This window comes from Bacillus sp. SH7-1 (assembly GCF_008042405.1).
Taxonomy (GTDB): domain Bacteria; phylum Bacillota; class Bacilli; order Bacillales; family Bacillaceae_G; genus Bacillus_A; species Bacillus_A thuringiensis_N.
The window spans coordinates 20951-44008 of the sequence record NZ_QNUD01000004.1 but is presented as its reverse complement, the minus strand read 5'-3'; the positions used below and the strand labels follow the sequence as shown (position 1 = coordinate 44008).

Here is a 23058-nt window from a genome sequence, read left to right as displayed (position 1 = left end):
TTAGCTAATTTGCAGATTGAATTTTCATAATGTATAAACTTTTTGAAGGCGTATTATTTGAAATGAAATCTTTAAACACGGAATGAATGTATCATTTATTACTAAAGTGATAAAGGAGAACGATTTCATGAAAAGGATAATATTATGTATATTTGTTTTAAGTTGTGTTATGGGGTCTTTCAGTTTAAATGCGGTCGCAGAAACGGAAGAAAGCTCTAAAATGATATCAAATTGGAAAAGGGTACTTGTTGGTGAACCTTTTACAAATAATGATGCAATTTTAAAAAATATCGTTTTGGATAAAGAAAAGGATTTACAAGATAATGTGTTAAGCAATCTAAACAAAGAAAATGAAAGTCCGTCCTTATTTAAGAATCTTCTAGACTGGCAGCAGAATTCTGCACAAATCACAGAAACAGTGAAAAATATCGAGAAAATGGCAGTACTTTATCAAACACCTAATTCGATATACTATCAAAAAGATACCTTACAAAAAGACATTATGTACGCAATAGAATACTTCTATGATCAAATGTATAATGAAAAAATTAAAAATACGTATGGAAATTGGTGGGATTGGGAGATTGGGACACCACAGTCATACAATAACATTTTGGTATTAATGTTTGATGATTTAACTGAGGTGGAGTTAAGCAAATATATAATGGCAGTGGATCGTTTTGTCCCTGATCCAACAAAAAGGTTAAATGGAATTAAAGAAACGGGAGCTAATTTACTAGATAAAAGTTTTATAGTCATGGTGAGAGGTATTCTGAACAATAATAATAATAAAATTCAATTAGGAATAGATGCGACAAACGATGTGTATAAAATAGTTCAAAATGGTGATGGATTTTATCAAGATGGATCATTTATACAACACACATATAATCCGTATACTGGTGGATATGGGGAAGTGTTACTGGCGAGAAGTGCTGATATTCATGAATTGTTTAGTGGAACAGACAGACTAACGAATGTACAAGGAATTAAAAAATTATATACGTATATTGAAACTACCTACTTACCAGTTATGAAACAAGGTGAAATATTTGATATGACGCGTGGCCGAGGTATGTCTAGACAAAATTCTTCCTCTAGTATTGTAGGGAGAAATATTCTGTATGAAATACTTGTAATTAGTTCACAAAATCAAGACTTATCATACCGGGGGAAATATGCACGTTATGTAAAAGAAGCCATATTTCAACATAACAATTCGGAAAGTTATTATAATGGGTTATCCATTCATAAAACGCAAACATTTCAACGCTTAATGAGTGATAGTTCAATTAAACCAGATTTTGGTGTGAGGGATACAAATAATATGTTAAGCGCAATGAATCAAATGACCCATCAAAAGAAAGACTTTGCAGCTGGATTGAGTTTGTTTGGTAAACAAATCAGCTCTTTTGAATATGGAAATGGTGAAAATATGAAGGGATTTTACATGGGAACAGGGATGTTATATTTATATAACAATGACCTTGGTCAATACGATAATGACTATTGGGCAACTATAGATATGACAAGACTTCCTGGCACAACCACAGATCATAAATTAGGGAATTTAATTGATTGGAAAAATTATAATAACCCTAAGTCTTGGTCAGGAGGCGTTTCAGATGGACAGATTGGTTCAGCCAGCATGTATTATACTATGCAGAATGTCACTGGAAGCTCATTAGAAGCAAAAAAATCTTGGTTTTTCCTCAAAGATAAAATTGTAGCAATGGCTGCAGGGATTAATTCAAAAGAGGATGCTGATACAGAGACAATAGTTGAAAATCGAAGAATAGAAAAAGATGGTTCAAATCTTCTGGAAGTGAGGGGGACAGAAGTAGCTTTTGATCAAGGTATTCTATTTAAGGGAGCTTCTTGGGCCCACCTTGAGGGAAAGAACAATCAGTCTGATATTGGTTATGTGTTCCCTCAATCTGAAAATATCTATGCTGAAAAGAAAGAGCGAAGTGGAAAGTGGTCTGATATAAATAAAGGGGGATCGAGCAATCAGGTAAGTAACATGTTCGCAACACTATCAATACCTCATGGAAAGTCGCCTTCAGGTGGTGAGTATGTGTATGTAATTCTTCCTGGTAAGAATCAAGAAGAGACATCTACTTACGCAAAAGAAATGGATGTTTCGATACTTTCTAATACACCAACGCAACAAGTGATTTATGATGATGCTGATGATATATGGATGGGGAATTTTTATGAGATAGGGAAGGTGAATGAAGTAGAGGCTAAAACTAGGGGAGCAATTGCAATAAATTATAAAGATAATGGTGTAAAAGTAGTGATGGCTGATCCAATGAAAGAGCAAGTTAAAGTAATCTTTACTATACCTAAAAAAATAGGTTACAAGGTAGCAGAAAAGGACGATGAGATAACTGTTAAGGAAGATGCAAACTCTTGGATAATAGAAATGGATAGTTCGGATAAAAGTGGGAAAAGTTCTCAAGTGTATTTTGAATAGTAAAGGTTACAAAATACATTTTGATGTGCAGATTGTGTAATAGCTCCCATATAAAACATAAATAAAAGTCAAGTGCTATATTGATAGCCTTGACTTTTATTATGTTCGCAACTAATGATTCTGGTGCAAGACTAAATGATAGCAAAATATACACGGAAATATATCTTGAATATTTAATGAGTAACAGTTTACAAAATACGTATCTTGTTTTGGATTTTAAAAAATTTATTTTCAATTTTCCTAGGTGGCCCGTGAAATAATATCTTGTTTATCAAGTAATAACTTCAAGCTTGATAAAGAAGTTGATTGGAAATTATCTTTTGACATACGTTTTCGGTAGTGCGTAGGAGTTTCCTTAGTCACTTTTTTAAATATGCGGCTAAAGGCTGCTAAACTATGAAAACCAACCTGATAAGATATATTTTCTACCGATTCATTAGTCATTGAAAGTAAATATGCTGCGTGATTAATACGCATCCTTATAATCCAGTCTTTCATGCTCATCCCCAAATGATTTTGAAATACCCGAGAAAGATGGCTTCTATTGACCGCAAGATGATTTGCTACATCACTTACGGTAATCTCCTCTATATAATGCTCTCCAATATATATCATGGCTTCAATTGCGAGTCGTGAAAATTTTTGTTTTACTCCTGGTGAGAGTGAACTTACATCTGTAAGAAATAATCTTAAAAAACGATAAGTTAGCTCATTCAACTTTAATTCATCTTCTAATGTACTGTCGGAGCAATTCATACACTCCAAGATAATCTCCAAGTATTGTTGAATATTAGTTGAGGTAACAGCGTAGTTATCACCTTTAAAATTTGAAAAATTAATAATTTCTTCTGCAACTTTCCCACCAAAAGAAAGCCATGCATACAACCATGGTTCCTCTGCGTCTGAACGATAAAAGGTAGACTCTCCTGGAGGAATAAGAAATAGATCACCTTGCTTTAATGAATATTTTTTATCTTTTACATAGTACTTCCCTTTTCCATCTAGCACGACATGAATAATGTAGCTGTTACGTACAGTAGGACCAAATGCATGAAAAGGTAGTGTTTTTGAAAAACCGCAAAAATCAAAATAAAGTTCGCTCGAGAAGTGGTGGTGTTCTTTTTTTTTAAATACTGCTTGTTCCATGTGCTTCTCCCTTCTTCGAGATTACTATAACCAATATACCTTTTGAAGGAAGAAATGCAACAAAAGGTTAAATCAAGGTCACAAAATGATATAAAACAGAAAACGCTTTCTTGTTAAACTATACATGAAAAAGAAAACCATAGGAAGATTAATATAATTCGTCATTTTTTATGGACAACATTGAAAACGTTTTCTCTCTTTTATTAAAACTAAGTGGAGGGGAATTTCACAAAAGGGGAATGAAAATGGATAAAAAATTAAAACAACGTGTTTCCTATGCCTTAGGTGCATTTGGTCATGACATATTCTATGTAACTTTAAGTACATATTTTATGGTCTTTGTTACAAGTGCGATGTTCACTGGAGCTGATAAAGCAACGGCTGGAAGAATGATTGGGATTGTTACAAGTTTAATCGTAGTAATCCGATTGGTAGAAATTATTTTTGATCCGATTATTGGAGGGATAATTGATAATACAAAAACGAGATTCGGGAAGTTTAAGCCTTGGTTAGTTGTTGGTGGCTTAGTTAGTTCAATTCTTCTTGTATGCATATTTACTAATTTCTTTGGTCTTGCAATTCATAATACTACGTTATTCATCATATTGTTTGCAATTGTTTATATCTTACTCGATAGTTTTTATTCATTTAAGGATATTGCTTTTTGGTCGATGATTCCAGCGTTAAGCACTAAAACCAAGGAACGAGAAAAATTAGCAACATTTGCACGACTTGGCTCATCACTTGGTGCGAATGGGACTACACTCGCAGTTGTACCAATCGTCACCTTCTTTACTTTCTTGATGACTGGTGAACATTCTCAAGGCGCTTCTGGTTGGTTTTGGTTCGGCGTAATTGCAGCTGTCATTTCTGGAGGGACAGCCATTATTGCAGCATTTGGCACAAAAGAAAATGAAAGTGTAATTCGTCAGCAACAAGAAAAAGCAACCCTTAAAGATATTTTTAAAGCTATTACGAAAAACGATCAGTTGATGTGGTTAGCACTATCATATATTGCATATGCCATTGCGAATGTTGCAACTACTGCCGTGTTGTTCTTCTATTTCAAATATATTTTAGGAAATTCAGGTGAGTTCTGGATTGTGGGACTAATTGCAGCTGTACTAGGTGTAATTGCTGTTCCGCTTTTTCCAACACTCACGAAGTTAATTTCAAGAAGGTTTGTATATATTGGCGGAATTGTAATGATGCTTCTTGCATACGTATGTTTCACTTTAGCTGGAACAAGTTTACTGGTAGTCATTGTGGGATTGGTGCTCTTCTATTTTCCTCAGCAGCTAATTTTCCTTTCCGCTTTAATGACTATTACGGACTCAGTTGAATATGGACAATGGAAAAATGGTACTCGTAATGAAGCTGTGACACTATCAATTCGTCCATTACTCGATAAAATTGCGGGAGCTTTATCAAACGGAATCGTTGGGTTTGTTGCTGTTGCTTCTGGGATGACTGGCAATGCTACAGCAGCAGATATTACTGCTAATGGTGTTTCGACATTCCATCTTTATGCGTTTTATCTTCCAGCAGTACTCATGATTTTTTCCGCTATAATTTTCGCATGGAAGATCACATTGACAGAGAAAAAGCATGTACAAATTGTCAAAGAATTAGAAGCAAGGCTAAATCATGGTGAGAAAGCGGCGGAAGATTTCAATTCTAGTGCTGCACTTGCTCATTCTCATTCTAAATAAAGGAGTAGGGGATATCTAAAATGAACATTACAACAAAAGATTTCGGTGCCGGTTATACGAGTATCACTATTACCAATCTGAACGGCCTGCAATTAACAGTTTCAGACCTAGGAGCTCGTATTACGAGTTTAAAGGTACCGACCACGAATGGTTTACGTGAGCTTATACTTGGTTTTGATACAGCAAAGGAATACCTTGAAAAGGATTTATATATTGGTGCCTCAATCGGACGTGTAGCTGGACGGATTCGAAATGGAACTTTTCAAATCAATGGAGAAATCTATAAAGTACAAGCTGATGTGAAAACCGGAAACACTTTACATGGCGGTACCCCAGGATTTGAAAGTAAAAAGTGGCAATATTGTGTTGTCGAGAATAATGATGAGACCTCAGTGATATTTCATATGTTGAGCCCACATGGTGAAAATGGCTTTCCTGGGAACCTTGATATTGAGATACGTTATACATTGACTAACAAGAATGTTTGGAAATTGGAAACTAGAGCGACAAGTGACAGAGATACCTTATTCAATCCAACAAACCACGTATACTTCAACTTAACTGGTGATGTAGCACAACCCGTAAATGAACACACATTGTGGGTGGATAGTGATCGATTTGCACCATTAGATTTGGAAAGTGTTCCAATTGGTGTGAAGTTACCTGTAGAAGGGACTGCATTTGATTTTAGAAAGCCAGTGAAACTCAAAGAAACCTTCAGTAGTAATTTTGTTCAAAAGGAATTAGTGGATGGAATTGATCATCCATTCTTCTTGAATCGACCCGAACTATCACATAGTTCAGTAAAACTCACTAGCCCGGATGAAGTGGTTTCTATTGAAGTAGCCACAAAAGAACCTAGCGTCGTCATCTTTACAGCAAATTTCGGTGAAAATACACCGCTTATGCATGGCAAGCAACTTGCAAACCATGGAGGAATTACTTTTGAAACACAGGTTTGTCCAGGGGCTGAACAGTATTCAGGTTTTGGAGATATGGTACTTAGGGCGGATTCAACTTATCAAACGGTAACAGAATTTCATATTATTTGAGAGCATATTTTTGAAAGTCTCTTAAAATATGAAACATGTATAGAAGGATTAGATACCGCTATCGCAACTTACTTAAAATACGATGTAGTGTCTAGAAATAATGTTGAACTGTTAGAAGTAGTCGAATGAATAACGTGATGATTTCTATATTTAAAACGAACGCAACAGGGAGGTTTATATTTATGGAAAAGAAACGTGAGCTGGCTTTAAAATTTGCTGAGATATTTGGAAATCAAGAAACAACTCAATATTTTTCTCCAGGACGTATCAACTTAATCGGGGAACATACAGACTACAATGGTGGATATGTATTCCCAGCTTCTATTACATATGGGACTTATGGAGTGGCTAGGCGTCGTGAGGATGACAGAGTATTAGTTTATTCCACGAACTTTGAGAAACTTGGAGTGATTGAGTTTACCGTGAAAGAACTAAATTACGATAAAAATGACAATTGGGCAAATTATGTAAAAGGGGTTCTTTTAACGTTGAAAGAAGCTGGTCATAAAATAGACTCTGGTTTTGAATTATTAGTTGAAGGGACGATTCCAAATGGAGCGGGTCTTTCAAGTAGTGCTTCACTTGAATTACTTGTAGGCGTAGTATTAGAAGACCTGTTCAAATTAGATGTGACGCGACTTGAATTAGTGAAAATGGGTAAAACAGTTGAGAATGAATTTATTGGCGTGAACTCTGGCATCATGGATCAGTTTGCCATTGGATTTGGTCAAGAAGACAAAGCAATTCTCCTAGATACCAATACGTTAGAGTATGAAATGGTACCAGTGGTTTTGAATGACTATGCTATTGTAATTATGAATACTAATAAGCGCCGTGAACTAGCAGATTCAAAATATAATGAACGCCGTGCTGAATGTGAAGAAGCACTCGCATGTCTCCAAACAAAGTTAGAAATTAAGGCACTTGGAGAACTAAGCAAAGCAGAATTTGATGCAAATCAAATTCTTATAGGGGATGAAATCTTAATTAAACGCGCTAAGCATGCAATTTATGAAAATGAGCGCACAAAGAAAGCAAAAGAAGCTCTTATTGCAAATGATTTAAAAGAATTCGGAAAGCTATTGAACGCTTCTCATGCATCTTTAAGGGATGATTATGAAGTTACTGGACTGGAATTAGATACATTGGTAGCCGCTGCTCAAAAACAAGAGGGGGTTCTTGGGGCACGTATGACTGGGGCTGGATTTGGTGGATGCGCCATCGCATTAGTAAAAGAAAGTGAAATCCAAGCTTTTAAAAACAAGGTTTATGATGAATATCTTAAAGTTATAGGATATGCACCTGACTTTTATGTAGCACACATTGGTAGTGGAACTACTGTAATTGTATGATGAATGGGGTGAAAAAGATGAAAACAAGCCAAGCAATTTATGATTTTACTACACTTGCAATTAATAATGGAGCTATTGAGGAAGTTGATCGAATTTATACCCACAATCAACTATTACGTTTGATTGGAGAATCGGACATGGGGGAGATTACTAGCGTAGTCGAAACGAACCCACATGTGCTGTTAAATACGCTTTTAGGTATTGCGATGGAAAATCTAAGTATCTCTCAAAATCAAGTTAATCGTGAAATGTTTGAAGCGCTTTTAATGGATGTGATTACACCACTTCCATCTAAAGTTAATGCGAATTTTCAGAAGGCATATCGTAAAAGTCCTAAACAAGCAACGGATTATTTCTTTGAACTTAGTAAACGAAATGATTACATAAAGACACGTGCGATTGAAAAAAATATTCAATATGTAGCAGAATCAAAATATGGCGAACTGGAGATTACCATTAATTTATCCAAGCCAGAGAAAGACCCTAAAGAGATCATGGCAGCTAGAAATATATCGACGAGTAATTATCCAAAATGTTTACTTTGTATTGAAAATGAAGGGTATTTCGGTCGTTTGAACCATCCAGGTAGAAGTAATCACCGAATCATTGATATTGAGCTAGATGGAGAAGAGTGGGGGTTTCAATATTCACCATATGCATACTTTAACGAACACTCCATCGTATTATCTAAAAAGCATCGTCCAATGAAAATTTCTCGTGAGACATTTTCTCGTTTGTTCAGTTTTGTAGAAACAATGCCACATTACTTCATTGGTTCAAATGCGGATTTACCTATTGTAGGAGGTTCTATCTTAAGCCATGATCATTATCAAGCCGGACGCCATATCTTTCCAATGGCAAAGGCGAACGTTCTTAAAACATTTGAATTACCTGCTTATCCAAATACTTCTTGTGGTATTGTCAACTGGCCAATGAGTGTGATTCGTCTCTTTTCCCTAAATAAAGAAGAACTCATTAATGCCAGTACCTATATCCATGAAAGTTGGAAGAATTATTCGGATGAATCCTTACAAATTTGTGCACAATCAAAAGATGGAACAAAACATCATACGATTACACCAATTGTAAGGCGCCGTGAAGAGAAATATGAAATTGATCTTGTACTTCGTGATAATAATGTGAGTGAAGAATATCCTGATGGAATTTTTCATCCACATCAAGATGTACAGCATATTAAGAAAGAAAATATCGGACTTATTGAAGTCATGGGACTTGCGATTCTCCCGCCACGTTTGATTAAGGAACTTCATGAAATTGAGCTGTACTTGTTAGATAAGGAGGAATACGTTCCAGAAATCCATCAAAAATGGGCAGATGAATTAAAAAAACAAGGTGGATATACAGGGGAAAACATCCAAAGATTTCTTCAAACTGAAGTTGCAAAGAAATTTGAGCGTGTCTTAGAAGATGCTGGTGTTTATAAGGTGAATAAAGAGGGGAGAGCAGGGTTTGAGCGCTTTATTAAGGAATTACAAGGTATGGATCGAGAAGTAATGACTTTACACAGTAAGTGATGAAGAATTGTATAGATTGTTAAAAGAACTAGCTGATACTGAGAATATTTATTTAGAGCCTTCTGCATTAGCGGGTATGATAGGGCCGGTGAAAGTGTGTAAAGAAGATGAGTATTTACAAAAGCAACAGTTAATAGAGAAGGTGCAGAAAGGCACTCATATTGTGTGGGGAACGGGTGGTAGTATGGTTCCAGAAGATGTGATGAATGGGTATTATAAGAAAGGTTCGGAATAAGCAACAATAAGAAGAATGAGGCTAGTTGTAGCCTCATTTTTTCATGTGCATAAAAATCTTTGTTATTTTCACAATAGTTCTTTATAGTATATATAAAGGATAACTAATATTAAATAAATACAACAAAAAGCTTTATTTTACATAATAAGAGGATGTGTATACGATGTCATTACAGACTAAATATATAGCGGGTATTTCGCTTGGGGTTATGGGAGTAGGTTTTGCGGCTTCTATTCCTTTTCAAGGGACGGTAGCTGGTGAAATTATACAAGGGGGATTTGAAGCTGGGTTAGTTGGTGGACTTGCGGATTGGTTCGCAGTTACAGCATTATTCCGTCACCCGATGGGAATTCCAATTCCGCATACAGCTTTGTTACCTAAAAATCGAAAGAGAGTAACGAAAGGGCTCATCAATACGTTAGAAAATGAGTGGCTAACGAAAGAAAGTATTACGAATAAAGTAAAAGAAATGCAGCTAGCACAAATGGTGCTGCAAATTGCAGAGAGAGAAATGCAGTCTGATGCTGTGAAAAAGGGGGTTGTAACGATTGCAGAGAAAGCAATTGTTACAATAGATACAGAAAAGTTAGCGGTTGTTATTGAAAAAGAATTAAAAACGTATTTGCATACAATTAATACAAGTAACATATTACAAGTGCTTGTTGATCAATTAGTTGTGCAAGAATATGATGAAAAGACACTTGATTACATATTAGTAAAAGTGAAAGATTGGACAGCGCAAGATGAAGCGCGATACCAGCTCGGAAGCTTAGGTATGAAGGCGATGGAAAACATAAAAGTAGATGGATTTTTACAGTTTACGTTGAAATCGTTTATGAATATTGTAGATGAAGATAAAATAGGCGGCATTTTGCAGAAGTTTATTATTAGCAATATTAACAGCTTACAAGATGCGGATAATAGCACAAGACAACTTATATTATCGAAAATTCGCCAAGAAATTATAAATGTAAAAGAAAATGAAGCGTTACTACAAGAATTAGAAAATTGGAAAGAAAAATGGATTGCCAATTGGGATGCTACTGACAAAATTAAAGAGATGCTGAAGCAAGTACAACAAAGAGCAGTTGCTTTTGTAAATAATGAAGAATTTGCTGATAAATATGTTATTCCATTTTTACAAAAACAAATGAATAAAATAAAAGAAGATGAACAGACAGTTCAAAAAATAGAAGATTGGTTACAAAAACAAGTTGTGAATCTTGTTGAGAAGAACCATTCGAAAATTGGTAAGCTTGTACAAGAAAACCTTGATAAGTTAGATGATAAAACGTTAATTGAAATGATTGAAAATAATGTCGGTAAAGATTTACAGTGGATCCGAGTAAACGGGGCTGTTTGCGGATTTATGATTGGATTAGTGTTAGAAGGAATTAAAGCAATTATATGAGAAAAACCTTCCGCAATTGCGGAAGGTTTTTCTTATTTTTCAATAACGCTCATATTTAAATTATAAGCTTTCTCAATATTTAACTTGTACGTACCATTTCCAGTTTTAATTGAATTTTTATACCAATGTTCTTGGTTGTTTAATTCTGGATGCTCTTCTGAAGAAGTATTTTCTTTTTTCGTTAAATCTTCTACTTGTTCCCAAGGTGTGCTTCCCTGTGTTTCTTTTTGATTCGTTACTGCTGTTAAAGATACATCACTCTCTTTTGCAAGATGGACAGACACTCTTGAGCTTTCTTGTACAAACCAATTATTTTGTAATTGACCTGGATAAAGAGATAGTTCGTTATTTGAAGCACGGATTTCTACATTTTTATTTTGCGGAAGAACAAGCGTTGGTTTCACCTGTGGTGCTGAATTAAATAACGTATGCTGAACAGGTAATGATTTTAAAGTGATATACATCGTTTCTCCAGCCGTTTGAACTGAAAGGAAATCATCTTGTTTTAATTTGAGTTTTTCATTTGCTTTCGTCGTCATTTCATAAGTTCCCAAAAGATGAATTTGATTTGTATGATTTCCCTCTATCGTTAGAGGCTGATGTCCTGCATCTACTACGATTTTTTTGATAGATTCAGGTATATCAAATTGTCCGTCTGGAATATTACTCGTTTGCCTCGTTGTGTTAATAGAGTGACGAACTTCTTCTAGTAATCCAGTTGATAATAAACAGTAAAAAGTAATTCCGACGCTTCCTAAAACGCCGATAAAGAAAATACTAAAAATATCATATTTAATAAATGATTGTTCCTTCTTAGAAAATAGAAGGTATAGTAAAATTTCCACGCCAAGTATAATAAGTAAAACAGGCCACCATGCTGTTAAGGAATCTAATACCTCAGTACCTTTTATAACTGAAAATAGTAAGAAGCAACCTAATGCAATAATAGAAAGCCCCATTGAAAATGTTCCAACGCGCCATGTTCTCATTCTTTCGTACCACCTTTGTTTTCTTTATTTCCAAGTAACAATTTAAAGCCGCCACCAATTAAGAGGAGTGCAACGATAGATGTTTGGAAATAGCGATAATATAGCTCGCTAAGATGAATGTTAAATATAGTTGCAAAGTAATCATTCAAAATAGGAAGGACTGTTTGATCTAATAAATAATAACCACCGAGTGTAATTAACCCAATACCGATCCATCTTTGATGATTGATAAAATAATCAATGATAGGTTCGTCATTTACACGTTCTTTTCCATACTTTGCAGTTTGCTGTAAAGCGTCAAAAAAGCTATAAAACCAAATGATTGGTACTAAAAATAAAAACGCTGAAAGTCTTAATAAGTCGAGTAAATATATTGAAAGTAAAAAGGCTGCCATAAGCTGAAGACCACGACGTTGTAAACCTAAATACATATGTCCTGCTCCAGGAAACATTGCTAAAATAGAAGCGAATGTTTTATTTTTCTTTCCTTGTTCACGGTGCTCTTCAAACTCTTCGAAAATAGTACGATCATTTAACTGCTCACCACGTTCTTTTTTCTGGAGCTGCTGAACAACATCGAAGAAATTATAAATCCATAAAACAGGTAACGTCACGAGAAAGATAAGGAAACTTTCTTGAGATGTTAAAAGGGCAACGAAAATGATCATACTTCCGATTCCTGTACAAGCTACTAAAAATGTAAGGCCACGTTGCATAAGTCCTAATTGAAAATGACCAAGTCCAGGAATGATGGAAAGAAGAATGATATAGAATCGTTCGCTCTCTTTAGAGGACTCTGTCAATTCTCCGGTTGCTTGTTTTTTCGATTGGTTAATAATCGTGATAACTAAATCCAGTAAGTTGACCACCCATAACACGGCTAGTAAAAATAGAGAAAGAAAAGCCAGTTCGCGCGCTATTAATTCTACTACGCAAAAAACTGCAATGGAAAATAGTAATAAAGCTCCTCCGCTGTATAAAATAAACCGTCCAAACTTCTTTAAATATAAATGTCCAAGCCCGGGAATTAGCCCTAATACAAGTGCTAAAAAGGGATTTTTATTCATGCTTTGAACCTCCGTCCTTTTTTGATGTATCTATCGATTTGTTTACAATTTGTTGTGAGATAGAAGACTCGTTATGTTTTGAAGATTTCTCGAAATTTGATGTCGCTGTGAAAATATATTGGAATAAACCACTTACCATAAAAATAATTGTAGCTGCAGTCGCAATTATGTAGTGAATAATGGTGCGTTTTAGTGAGTTTGTTTTTATATTTTCATTAGTTTGTAGCGTTTCAAAATTTATTTGCGTCATAACTTCGTTCGTAAATGAATCATCATTTATCATTGGAAGGTTTTCCTGTTGTTCATCAATACTTTCCATATAAAGTGCTAAACAATGATCACATTCATAAAGATGTTCTTCCATAGATTCACGTTCATTGCTTTCTATAAAATCTAATGTATAATTGCGCCAATCTTCTTTTGAATAATGCATCATAGAAACTCTTCCTCCTTCCAATGTTTTTTAATCCATTTTCTTGCCCGATACAGTTTCATTTCGACTGTTTTTACTTCGATTTTTTCCTGCAAAGCAATTTCTTGATAGCTTTTTTCTTCTAAGTAATGTGCGAGAACGACGTCACGGTAATTTTCGGGAAGTTCTCTCAGTTTTTGGGCAATGAGTAATTTTTGCTCTTTCGTCAATAATAAAGCCTCAATATTATGAGAGGATATTATATTTTCCTCAGTTTCTTTACATAAGGAGAGTTCTTCGTTTTCTCTAGCTTTCTTTCTCTTATAATCAATAGCGTGATTAGTGGCAATACGAGCCATCCACGTTTTCAATCCGCGAAATTGATAATTAGGGAGAGAGGCGTGAATTTTTACGAATACTTCTTGTGTAATATCTTTCGCATCTTCTTCATGTCTTACAATAGAAAAGATAACTTGAAAAATATAATGACGATATGTTTGTACAAGGATACGAAAGGCATGTTCGCTTCCTTGCTGTGCTTTTTCAATTAATTGTTTTTCCTCAATGGGTCTCTCCCTCCTTTTTGACGCATTCTATTATATAGACGTAAGAAATGGTAAGTCACCCTACACATGTTGTAAAAAAAGAATAATATATTTTTAGGAAGGAGGCTATATGAAAAAAAGTGTGAAAAAATGGTAAAGAGAAGTATATAATGAGCAAGTAGGAAATGTTACAGGGAGAAAGGATGTGAATGTTAGTACGGTAAGGTCCATACTAACAAACATGAAAATTAAAATATTAATAGCAGATGATAATTCTTTTATTAGAGAAGGTATGAAAATTATTTTAAATACATATGAAGAGTTTGAAGTAGTAGATACAGTAAATGACGGGAAAGAAGCAGTGGAATATTGCAAAAAGAACGACGTTGATATCGCTCTTTTAGATGTTCGTATGCCGAACATGAACGGGGTAGAGGCGACGAAGTTCATTTGTGAAGAGACGAAAACGAAGCCGCTTATTTTAACGACGTTTGATGATGATGAATATATTTTGGATGCAGTAAAAAACGGAGCGAAAGGTTATTTATTAAAAAATAATGATCCAGAGCGTATTCGTGATGCGATAAAAGGAGTGTATAACGGTCAAACAGTTATGCAAGATGTAGTTCTAGATAAAATTAAGTCTAATTTAATGGAAAGTAAAGAGGAAGAATGTAAAATAGATAAAAGTCTTTTTACTGAAAGAGAGCTGAGTATTATCGCATTAATTGCAAAAGGATTTTCGAATAAAGAAATCTCGAAGCAACTTTTCATATCAGAAGGAACGATTGCAAATTATATTACATCAGTTTTAGGGAAAACTGGACTTGAACATCGCACACAAATTGCGATTTATTACTTAACAGGGAAAGTAGATTAAAGATATGGAATTTTGGTTAATTGTAAGTAAATTAATTGTCTTTATATATATTGTGTTTAGTTACATTTATTTAAATGTAGAGAACTTACCATGGATTATACTTACTTTGCTTTTATATCTTTCTGTAAACGTGCTGATCTCTATATTTAAAAAAGATACGTACAAAAACATATTAACTTGCGTATCAATTGGTCTAGTTATGTTATTTACATGGAAGATTCATCCGTTTTTTATTTTGTTTTTGCCATTGAACTTATATGAAATTATATTCCGTTATATAGAGAAGAAATGGCAGCTATTTATCCTTATGATGATTCCTATTATTTTTACAAATGAAAGCATTCGAATGACATACGGATTAATTGTTGCATTTTCTTTCCTCGTATTAATTATGGCAGAACGGTATATATCGCGCGTATTAAAGCTTGAATCACAAAATGATAAGATGCGAAAAGATATGCAGCGATTGACGAAAAGCTTACATGAAAATAAAGAGTACATAAGGCAATCAGAATACACATTTAAGTTAGAAGAGAGAAATCGACTTTCTCAAGAAATTCATGATAAAATTGGCCACTCGATGACAGGTGCACTCATTCAAATGGAAGCAGCGAAGAGACTAATGGGGATAGATAAAGAAAAATCTGCGGAGTTATTACAAAATGCAATTCATATTTCAAAAGATGGAATTGAAAGCATTCGGGTTACACTAAAAAATATGAAACCACCAACTGAGCAAATTGGTATTCATCGTATGAAATTATTCATAGAGGAATTTGCTGGTAAGCATGATGTGAATATTCCTTTCGTTTATAAAGGGAACTTAGATATGATTTCTCCTATACAGTGGAAAATTATTGGTGAAAATGTTATGGAGGCATTAACGAACGCGATGAAGTATGCTGATGCGACAGTTATTTCAATTGATATTCATGTACTTAACAAGATGGTGAAAGTACAAGTGAAGGATAACGGAAAAGGTGCGGTTCTCGTTAAGAAAGGTCTCGGGATTATGGGGATGGAGGAGCGAACAGCGTCAGTAAACGGAAAAATTATTGTAGATGGAACAAGTGGTTTTTCAGTAACAATGTTGCTGCCGATATGAGGATGAATCATCTCATATGAAAAAAGTGAATAATCTCATGTGAAAAGAATGAACTTCTGCACTGAGCAGGTTCATTCTTTTTGTTTATACTAAAAGCAGAGAAACCGAAATAGGGGTGAAATGATGAATACATTAGAAATTAAAAATTTAACGAAAAAGTTTGGTGATTTCATCGCAGTTGATAATATGTCTTTATCTATTAAAGAAGGAGAAATATTTGGCTTTTTAGGATCGAATGGTGCTGGTAAGAGTACGACAATCAATATGATTGCTGGTTTGTTAAGAAGTAATGAAGGCGGAATTAGCATACTAGGAAAAAATATAAAGAAACATAACCGATTTGCGAAAATGAATATCGGTATCGTTCCGCAAGATATTGCGATTTATGAAGAGTTAACAGCCTATGAAAATGTGAAATTTTTTGCTGGATTGTATGGGTTAAGAGGAGCTGAGCTAAAAGCGAGAGTGGAGGAAGCACTGCAATTTGTGGGGCTTAGCGATAAATATAAAAGTTATCCGAAAAACTTTTCAGGCGGGATGAAACGAAGACTGAATATCGCTTGTGCGATTGCTCATAGACCGAAGTTAATTATTATGGATGAGCCGACAGTTGGAATTGATCCACAGTCAAGAAACTACATTTTGCAGTCAGTACGTAAATTAAATGAAATGGGAAGCACGATTATTTATACGAGTCACTACATGGAAGAGGTAGAAGAGATTTGTACGAAAATAGCGATAGTAGATCACGGTAAAGTGATTGCAGAAGGAACGAAAGAGCAGTTAAAAGCAATTATTACCGATACGAAAGATATTTGGATTGAAGTGAAGTCATTAGAAAATTTAGATATAGAACAGTTAAAAGAGATAAATGGAGTGAAAGCTGTTCAAATTGAAGAGAACGTAATTAAAGTAAACTCGGATGCAGGATTAAATAATTTAAATAAAATTATTCAGCACTTCATCAATCATGACATTGAAATCCGTTCGTTAGAGGAGCAGGCTCCAAACTTAGAAACAGTATTCCTTACGTTGACTGGTAGAAACTTACGAGATAAATAAACGGTAAATGAAGAAAAGGTAAAGGGAGGTTCATCAATTGAACATCTTCAATATTGCAATTATGCATATTAAAAGAGATTTTAGAGACGTAAGAACTTTAGTTTTTATGTTAGCATTTCCGATTGTGCTTATGCTTGTATTAGGAACAGCATTAACAAACGCATTTAATAGTGATAGTCATTCGATTAAAGATATACAAGTGCTATATAAGGATGAAGCAAGTAGCACGTTTTCTCAAGCATTTGAAGCATTTGCGAAAGAAGTTGATAAATCGGGTATTCATTTTAAAAAAGCTTCTGAAGGTATAGATGGGAAGGAAGCGGTGAAGCAAAATAAATATGCTGCTTATGTAGAAATAAAGAAAGATGGTGCGAAATTTTACGGAAGTGACAAAAGTAGTATTGAGGGAAGTATTGTGGAAGGCATGCTAACAACATTTGTTGATAAGTACAATGTAGCAGCCGAAGTTGCAAAAGTTGATCCTAGTAAGGTGAGCGCAGTTATTTCAAATGGAAATCATAATGATTATATAAAAGAAACATCTTTACAAGCTGCGAATAAACCGGGTTCTATGGATTACTACGCGGTTGTAATGACGACGATGATTGCACTGTACGCTGCGATGGGAGCAAGTTTTCTAATTCGAGGCGAACGAATACGTAAAACAGGAGATCGCCTTATTGCTGCACCTATAAGTAAGGCTGAAATTTTCATTGGGAAAGTGCTTGGTAGTCTTGTAGCAAACGCCCTGTGCATATTACTCGTCATGTTATTTAGTAAATTTGTCTTTCAAGCGAATTGGGGCGATCACCTTGGAATCATATTTCTTATTTTATTAACAGAAGTCTTTCTAGCAATTAGTTTCGGTTTAGGGATTGGATATATTACAAAAACACCTGAAGCGTCTAGAGCAATTATTATGGTGGTAGTGCAATTAGCTTCTATTTTTGGCGGTGCATATTTTGTAATAGAAGAAAATTTCGTTACGAATTTATCACCATTAACTTGGGCAAACACAGCTGTTATGAAAATTATTTATGCGAATGATGTAGGGGCAGCACTACCAGTCATTTCTTTAAACCTTGGAATATCAGCACTCTTTTTATTAATTGCAATTATTGCATTACGTAGACGGGAGGGGCTATAGTATGAAAGATATTTTATGGCTCATACAAAAAACATTATCTGTACTTTTGAAAAATAAAAAAGGGTTATTCATTATTATTAGTTTGCCAATAATCGGGACGCTCATCTCTTTTTCGATATACGGAAATGCAGGGCAAGGAACGTTAAATATCGGGATTGTAAATAAAGAAAATGAGCCGATAGCAAACGATACGATAAAGTTTTTAGAAGGGTTAAATCATGTGAATGTGAGTAAGGTTAAGGAGTCTGAAGTAGAGGATAAACTCACTTCCAAAAAACTTGATGGAGTTATTACATTAGCTTCTGGTTTTTCAAAAAGTGTTCGAGAAGGAAAACCAGATCATATTGAAATTGCATCGATTAAAGGTGATCAAGTAACGGGGTTTATAAAATCATATTTATACAACTATATAGATAATGTAGCAGCTATTAGTAAAGTAGCAGGAACAGATCAAAGTGCATTTGATAATATGTACGCAGGGTATCAAAAAAGTTCATTTAAAATGCAAACGGAGACGCTAGAAGATACTTCGAAAAATAAAGATATGACAAACCAAACGATGGGTTATCTTATTATGTTTATGCTGTTTTCAGCAGTGAACTTATCAGGATTTATTTTAAAAGAAAAAGAGAATAGAACGTACTTTAGATTATTATCAACACCAATTGACGGAAAGAAATTTATATTGTCAAACGTCGCGGTAAATATGATGATATTAACATTGCAAATTGTCATTGCGGTACTATTTATGACGAATGTTTTTCATACAAATATTAATATGCCTTTCATAGTAATGATTGCTGTGCTTATGATATTCGCTTTAATTGCAATTGGTTTATCATTAGTCATTGTGTCGTTCTCAAAAAGTTCAGCTGCTTCAAATGCAATGCAAAATTTAGTGATAGTACCAACATGTTTGCTTGCTGGATGTTATTTCCCGTACGACATTATGCCAAATGCAGTACAAACAGTAGCTAATTTTCTTCCGCAGCGCTGGTTGTTAGATACAGTATCGAAACTACAACAAGGAATCCCGTTCTCGGAGTTGTATTTAAATATTTTAATTTTATTTGCCTTTGCAATTGCATTCTTCTTAATTGCGATTTATAAGTTTGGAAGAAATAATGATGCGAGGAACTTTGTTTAATATAAAAAGGGTGTGACGTTAAGTCACATCCTTTTTTGTATGAAGCATGAAATCTAAATTGGAATGACAAAATAGAAAGGTGGAAAGAAAACGAGCGGAAGGAAATTAAGATGATTAAAAAAATATTGCGAGTTATTTCTATTATTATGGCTATGTTTATTTTTATATTAATTTGGATGCAAATTGACGTTACACTCGGAAGAAAAATGGAAGCTGGGAAGAATATGCCGACAGAGTACGCTCCGCATTATAGTGACTTTCAATTATATGTAAAAGGGAAGGCGTTTTATAAACAGTTATTTACCGACATCAAAGAAGCAAAGCAATCTATTTACACGTATTTTTTTATTTTGTCGGATGATAAAAGTAGCCATACTTTTTTAAACTTATTAAAAGAGAAGGCAAAAGAAGGAGTAAACGTCTATTTATCAGTTGATCGTATTAATGATTTATCATTTGAAAGAAAGATGATAAATGAATTGCGGGAAAGTGGTGTTCATTTTACATATAGTAGAAAACCGGAATTGCCATTTGGATTTTATTCACTACATCACCGTAATCATCGCCGTATTACGACAATTGATGGAGAGATTGGATATACAGGTGGTTTTAATATAGGAGATGAGTACTTAGGAAAAGATAAGCGATTTGGATATTGGCGTGACTATCATGTGCGGCTTAAAGGAGAAGGAGCAAAAGATTTAGAAGAACAATTTGCTTTAGATTGGAAACGAGATACGAAAGAACATATAAAGAGAAGTACGAACAAAGCTAGTAAAGGGAACACGTTATATACGATGACTAGTTACAATGGGCATTACGTTGCTGAAAAATATGTTGAGTTAATAAACCAAGCGAAGCATTCGGTTGTCATTACGACGCCGTATTTTATAGCGAAAAATAAAGAGTTAATGAACGCTTTAATCACGGCACAAAAACGTGGAGTTACTGTAAAAATACTGTGGTCATATAAACCAGATATTCCTCTTATTAAAGAGGCAGCATATCCGTATATTCGTCAAGCTGTTAATAATGGAATTAAAGTATATGGTTATAAAAAAGGGATGTTTCATGGGAAGTTAATGTTAATTGATAATGAATTAACCGTTATCGGTACTACAAATTTTACAGCTCGTAGCTTCTATATAAATGATGAGATGAATTTATATATTCATGGTGGAACTATCGTATCAGAAGTGAACGAGGCATTAGCGCAAGATTTTCATGATTCAAAAGAAATGACGAAAAAATTTTTTGAGAAGTTATCATTTTGGGAGCGTTGTAAGGAGAAGTTAGCCGGATTGGCTGATTTTTATTTGTAAAGGTTAATGAAAAAGGGTGTCTTTTATAGACACCCTTTTTTATGAGAAATAACTATTTTTCATGCACAAGCAATGAAGCATCATCATTAATCAAAGTCCCTACATGCTCACCTAAACAAATTCTTTTCATAACTCCAGGCTCATCAAAGTTAAAGACGTGTGCTGGTAAGTTGTAGTCCCGGGCAAGCAGTAAAGCTGCTTGGTCCATTACTTGTATGTTTTGCCTAACAACATCGTTATAATTTAGTTTTCTGTACATTTTCGCTGCTTTATTATGTTTTGGATCACTGGTAAAGACACCATCTACTCCTTGTTTTGCAACTAATATTGCGTCACTATTCATTTCAATAGCCCTTTGAACACTTGGATAATCTGTGGTAACGAATGGTTGCCCGTTCCCGCCTCCAAAAATAACGATATAACCGTTATCTAAATGGTGGACTGCACGTAGGCGAATGTATGGTTCAGCGACAGCATTAAATGGGATGGAAGTCATAACGCGAACTTCTTTATTGGTTTTACTTGTTAAAACGCCGCGTAGCATTAAGCTATTAATGATTGTACCTAACGTACCGATATTATCAGCTTCTACACGATCAATTCCCCATTCTTCAGCTAAATGACCTCTAAAAATGTTCCCGCCTCCAATGACGATAGATACCTCAATACCTAAATCTACAATGGATAAAATTTCGTTTGCGATATGTTCTAATCGTTTGGAGTTAAAGCTATTTCCGGTTTGATCGGCAAGTGCACCGCCGCTTAATTTAATTAAGACTCTTTTATATGGCCTCATAACAATTTCCCCCTATATAGATCGCAATAAAAAAGGAACAAAGGCGAATGCCTTTGTTCCTTTTTAAGAAAATGAAAATGAAAAAGAAAAGAAGAAGATAAGACGAATTTTTGTACATAATTTTTCATACTATCCACTCCTTTTCATTTCAATTTGTTGTAAGTATATATCTTTTTGATTATACGAAACAATCTGATTACTTATCAAGTATATTTTATCTCTTTTTAATAAAAAGGTGTCAATGAAAAAGAAAAGAAAAATTTTCGAATTTTTTGTGACGAACTTGTAGGTTTTTGTATGATTTTGTAGGTTCACTTATATGATGTGTGAGTAAGCTTTTATAAATACGAAATGAAAGCGTTCGCATAAAAGGGGATGAACATAAATGAAAAAATTCGGATTGGCGACACAAATTTTTGTTGCACTTGTTTTAGGGATTGTAGTAGGGGCAATCTTCTATGGTAATAAAACGGCGATTTCTTATATCACACCAATTGGGGATATATTTATTCACTTAATTAAAATGATTGTAGTACCGATTGTTATTTCAGCATTAATTGTTGCCGTAGCTGGTGTAGGTGATATGAAGAAGCTTGGGAAACTAGGCGGGAAGACAATTCTTTATTTCGAAATTATTACGACAATTGCTATTTTAATGGGATTACTTGCGGCAAATATATTCCAACCAGGTACTGGCGTTGATATGAGTAACTTACAGCAAAGCGATATTTCTTCTTATAAACAAACAGCAGATGCTACAGAGAAGAAAGGTTTTGCTGAAACGATTGTTCATATCGTACCGAAAAACGTATTTGAATCTATCTCACAAGGTGACTTATTACCGATTATATTCTTCTCCGTGTTATTTGGTTTAGGAGTTGCGGCAATTGGAGACAAAGGAAAGCCTGTCTTTAACTTTTTTGAGGGTGTACTCGAAGCGATGTTTTGGGTCACCAATCAAGTTATGAAATTTGCACCATTTGGTGTATTCGCATTAATTGCTGTTACCGTTGCGAAATTTGGTGTAGCAACACTACTTCCTTTAGGAAAACTAGTGCTAGCTGTATACGTAACTGTTATACTATTCGTTGTGATTGTATTAGGTATTAATGCTCGAATGGTTGGCGTAAACATTTTTACGTTAATAAAAATTTTAAAAGAAGAACTTATTCTTTCATTTACGACAGCAAGTTCAGAAGCTGTTTTACCTAATATAATGAGAAAAATGGAAGAGTTCGGTTGTCCAAAGGCAGTTGCCTCTTTCGTTATTCCGACAGGTTATACATTTAACTTGACTGGATCGGCTATTTATCAAGCGTTAGCGGCATTGTTTGTTGCACAAATGTACGGTGTGCACATGTCACTGACAGAGCAAATAACGTTATTATTCGTTCTCATGTTAACATCCAAGGGTATGGCGGGAGTTCCAGGTGCATCGTTCGTTGTTGTATTAGCAACGTTAGGTTCAATGGGGTTACCACTAGAAGGTATCGCGTTAATTGCGGGAATTGACCGCATTTTAGATATGATTCGCTCATCTGTCAATGTATTAGGAAATGCATTAGCGGCCATTGTTATGTCGAAGTGGGAAGGCGAATTCGATAATGAGAAAGCAAAACAATATGTAGAAACAGTCAAAGAAACAAAAGCAGCATAAGAAATCG

19 protein-coding genes and 1 pseudogene are annotated in these 23058 nt (G+C 34.6%); 14 read left to right on the top strand and 6 right to left on the bottom strand.

Annotated features, from left to right (window positions below; all coding sequences use genetic code 11):
* The first annotated feature begins 127 nt into the window (after nt 1-127).
* A complete protein-coding gene (locus DN390_RS02800) occupies nt 128-2479 on the top strand; it encodes a polysaccharide lyase 8 family protein (protein WP_255443889.1) in 2352 nt (783 codons plus the stop codon).
* A gap of 240 nt (nt 2480-2719) precedes the next feature.
* On the opposite strand, the gene DN390_RS02795 is transcribed toward DN390_RS02800, so the two are convergent.
* Nucleotides 2720-3625: an AraC family transcriptional regulator gene (locus DN390_RS02795; RefSeq protein WP_098288510.1), complete on the bottom strand. Its 906-nt coding sequence runs from the start codon at nt 3623-3625 to the stop codon at nt 2720-2722.
* 245 nt (nt 3626-3870) lie between these two features.
* On the opposite strand from DN390_RS02795, the gene DN390_RS02790 reads away from it, so the two are divergent.
* From DN390_RS02790 to DN390_RS02765, 6 genes and pseudogenes are all read left to right on the top strand, one after another.
* Complete coding sequence (locus DN390_RS02790) at nt 3871-5337, top strand: glycoside-pentoside-hexuronide (GPH):cation symporter (RefSeq protein ID WP_255443888.1); 1467 nt, start codon at nt 3871-3873, stop codon at nt 5335-5337.
* Between the two features lie 20 nt (nt 5338-5357).
* Nucleotides 5358-6389: a galactose-1-epimerase gene (locus tag DN390_RS02785; RefSeq protein ID WP_147806534.1), complete on the top strand. Its 1032-nt coding sequence runs from the start codon at nt 5358-5360 to the stop codon at nt 6387-6389.
* Nucleotides 6390-6571: 182 nt separating this feature from the next.
* Entirely contained in the window at nt 6572-7741 is a 1170-nt protein-coding gene (locus DN390_RS02780) for a galactokinase (protein ID WP_147806533.1), read from the top strand.
* Nucleotides 7738-9276 (top strand): UDP-glucose--hexose-1-phosphate uridylyltransferase, encoded by a 1539-nt coding sequence (galT, locus tag DN390_RS02775; protein ID WP_147806532.1) that lies wholly within the window; start codon nt 7738-7740, stop codon nt 9274-9276. The genes DN390_RS02780 and galT overlap by 4 nt, the downstream gene beginning before the upstream one ends.
* A pseudogene (locus DN390_RS02770) lies at nt 9263-9511 on the top strand (D-serine ammonia-lyase); the annotation flags it as partial. The gene galT and the pseudogene DN390_RS02770, both read left to right, overlap by 14 nt.
* 163 nt (nt 9512-9674) lie before the next feature.
* On the top strand, nt 9675-10922 hold the full coding sequence (locus DN390_RS02765; protein WP_147806531.1) for a DUF445 domain-containing protein: 1248 nt from the start codon (nt 9675-9677) through the stop codon (nt 10920-10922).
* A gap of 32 nt (nt 10923-10954) precedes the next feature.
* Here DN390_RS02765 and exsE read toward each other — a convergent pair whose 3' ends face one another.
* From exsE to DN390_RS02745, 4 genes are read right to left on the bottom strand one after another with little or no spacing between them, the layout of a single operon-like run.
* Nucleotides 10955-11911, bottom strand: a complete 957-nt coding sequence (exsE, locus tag DN390_RS02760; protein ID WP_147806530.1) for an exosporium protein ExsE — start codon at nt 11909-11911, stop codon at nt 10955-10957.
* Entirely contained in the window at nt 11908-12978 is a 1071-nt protein-coding gene (locus DN390_RS02755; protein WP_147806529.1) for a hypothetical protein, read from the bottom strand. The genes exsE and DN390_RS02755 overlap by 4 nt, the downstream gene beginning before the upstream one ends.
* Nucleotides 12971-13414: a hypothetical protein gene (locus DN390_RS02750; RefSeq protein ID WP_147806528.1), complete on the bottom strand. Its 444-nt coding sequence runs from the start codon at nt 13412-13414 to the stop codon at nt 12971-12973. The genes DN390_RS02755 and DN390_RS02750 overlap by 8 nt, the downstream gene beginning before the upstream one ends.
* Nucleotides 13411-13899 carry an RNA polymerase sigma factor gene (locus tag DN390_RS02745; RefSeq protein ID WP_147806527.1) on the bottom strand — a complete coding sequence of 163 codons (489 nt, stop codon included), beginning with the start codon at nt 13897-13899 and terminating at the stop codon, nt 13411-13413. The genes DN390_RS02750 and DN390_RS02745 overlap by 4 nt, the downstream gene beginning before the upstream one ends.
* Before the next feature lie 277 nt (nt 13900-14176).
* On the opposite strand from DN390_RS02745, the gene DN390_RS02735 reads away from it, so the two are divergent.
* From DN390_RS02735 to cls, 6 genes are all read left to right on the top strand, one after another.
* Complete coding sequence (locus DN390_RS02735; protein ID WP_000694106.1) at nt 14177-14815, top strand: response regulator transcription factor; 639 nt, start codon at nt 14177-14179, stop codon at nt 14813-14815.
* Nucleotides 14816-14819: 4 nt separating this feature from the next.
* On the top strand, nt 14820-15920 hold the full coding sequence (locus DN390_RS02730; protein ID WP_147806526.1) for a sensor histidine kinase: 1101 nt from the start codon (nt 14820-14822) through the stop codon (nt 15918-15920).
* A gap of 123 nt (nt 15921-16043) precedes the next feature.
* Entirely contained in the window at nt 16044-16982 is a 939-nt protein-coding gene (locus DN390_RS02725; RefSeq protein WP_147806525.1) for an ABC transporter ATP-binding protein, read from the top strand.
* Nucleotides 16983-17019: 37 nt separating this feature from the next.
* On the top strand, nt 17020-18129 hold the full coding sequence (locus DN390_RS02720) for an ABC transporter permease (RefSeq protein ID WP_147806524.1): 1110 nt from the start codon (nt 17020-17022) through the stop codon (nt 18127-18129).
* A gap of 1 nt (nt 18130) precedes the next feature.
* Nucleotides 18131-19276, top strand: a complete 1146-nt coding sequence (locus DN390_RS02715; RefSeq protein WP_147806523.1) for an ABC transporter permease — start codon at nt 18131-18133, stop codon at nt 19274-19276.
* A gap of 110 nt (nt 19277-19386) precedes the next feature.
* Nucleotides 19387-20598: a cardiolipin synthase gene (gene cls, locus DN390_RS02710; protein WP_147806522.1), complete on the top strand. Its 1212-nt coding sequence runs from the start codon at nt 19387-19389 to the stop codon at nt 20596-20598.
* A gap of 52 nt (nt 20599-20650) precedes the next feature.
* On the opposite strand, the gene pyrH is transcribed toward cls, so the two are convergent.
* A complete protein-coding gene (gene pyrH / locus DN390_RS02705) occupies nt 20651-21394 on the bottom strand; it encodes a UMP kinase (protein WP_147806521.1) in 744 nt (247 codons plus the stop codon).
* Between the two features lie 385 nt (nt 21395-21779).
* On the opposite strand from pyrH, the gene DN390_RS02695 reads away from it, so the two are divergent.
* Nucleotides 21780-23051, top strand: a complete 1272-nt coding sequence (locus tag DN390_RS02695) for a cation:dicarboxylate symporter family transporter (RefSeq protein WP_097951389.1) — start codon at nt 21780-21782, stop codon at nt 23049-23051.
* Nucleotides 23052-23058: the final 7 nt, after the last annotated feature.

What these genes read in the sequence shown, in the direction of transcription:
- DN390_RS02795 (WP_098288510.1), bottom strand. Translation starts at nt 3,625, where the DNA reads ATGGAACAAGCAGTATTTAAAAAAAAAGAACACCACCACTTCTCGAGC.
- DN390_RS02750 (WP_147806528.1), bottom strand. Translation starts at nt 13,414, where the DNA reads ATGATGCATTATTCAAAAGAAGATTGGCGCAATTATACATTAGATTTT.
- exsE (WP_147806530.1), bottom strand. Translation starts at nt 11,911, where the DNA reads ATGAGAACATGGCGCGTTGGAACATTTTCAATGGGGCTTTCTATTATT.
- DN390_RS02755 (WP_147806529.1), bottom strand. Translation starts at nt 12,978, where the DNA reads ATGAATAAAAATCCCTTTTTAGCACTTGTATTAGGGCTAATTCCCGGG.
- DN390_RS02765 (WP_147806531.1), top strand. Translation starts at nt 9,675, where the DNA reads ATGTCATTACAGACTAAATATATAGCGGGTATTTCGCTTGGGGTTATG.
- pyrH (WP_147806521.1), bottom strand. Translation starts at nt 21,394, where the DNA reads ATGAGGCCATATAAAAGAGTCTTAATTAAATTAAGCGGCGGTGCACTT.
- DN390_RS02715 (WP_147806523.1), top strand. Translation starts at nt 18,131, where the DNA reads ATGAAAGATATTTTATGGCTCATACAAAAAACATTATCTGTACTTTTG.
- DN390_RS02790 (WP_255443888.1), top strand. Translation starts at nt 3,871, where the DNA reads ATGGATAAAAAATTAAAACAACGTGTTTCCTATGCCTTAGGTGCATTT.
- DN390_RS02735 (WP_000694106.1), top strand. Translation starts at nt 14,177, where the DNA reads ATGAAAATTAAAATATTAATAGCAGATGATAATTCTTTTATTAGAGAA.
- DN390_RS02780 (WP_147806533.1), top strand. Translation starts at nt 6,572, where the DNA reads ATGGAAAAGAAACGTGAGCTGGCTTTAAAATTTGCTGAGATATTTGGA.
- galT (WP_147806532.1), top strand. Translation starts at nt 7,738, where the DNA reads ATGATGAATGGGGTGAAAAAGATGAAAACAAGCCAAGCAATTTATGAT.
- DN390_RS02785 (WP_147806534.1), top strand. Translation starts at nt 5,358, where the DNA reads ATGAACATTACAACAAAAGATTTCGGTGCCGGTTATACGAGTATCACT.
- DN390_RS02800 (WP_255443889.1), top strand. Translation starts at nt 128, where the DNA reads ATGAAAAGGATAATATTATGTATATTTGTTTTAAGTTGTGTTATGGGG.
- cls (WP_147806522.1), top strand. Translation starts at nt 19,387, where the DNA reads ATGATTAAAAAAATATTGCGAGTTATTTCTATTATTATGGCTATGTTT.
- DN390_RS02695 (WP_097951389.1), top strand. Translation starts at nt 21,780, where the DNA reads ATGAAAAAATTCGGATTGGCGACACAAATTTTTGTTGCACTTGTTTTA.
- DN390_RS02725 (WP_147806525.1), top strand. Translation starts at nt 16,044, where the DNA reads ATGAATACATTAGAAATTAAAAATTTAACGAAAAAGTTTGGTGATTTC.
- DN390_RS02730 (WP_147806526.1), top strand. Translation starts at nt 14,820, where the DNA reads ATGGAATTTTGGTTAATTGTAAGTAAATTAATTGTCTTTATATATATT.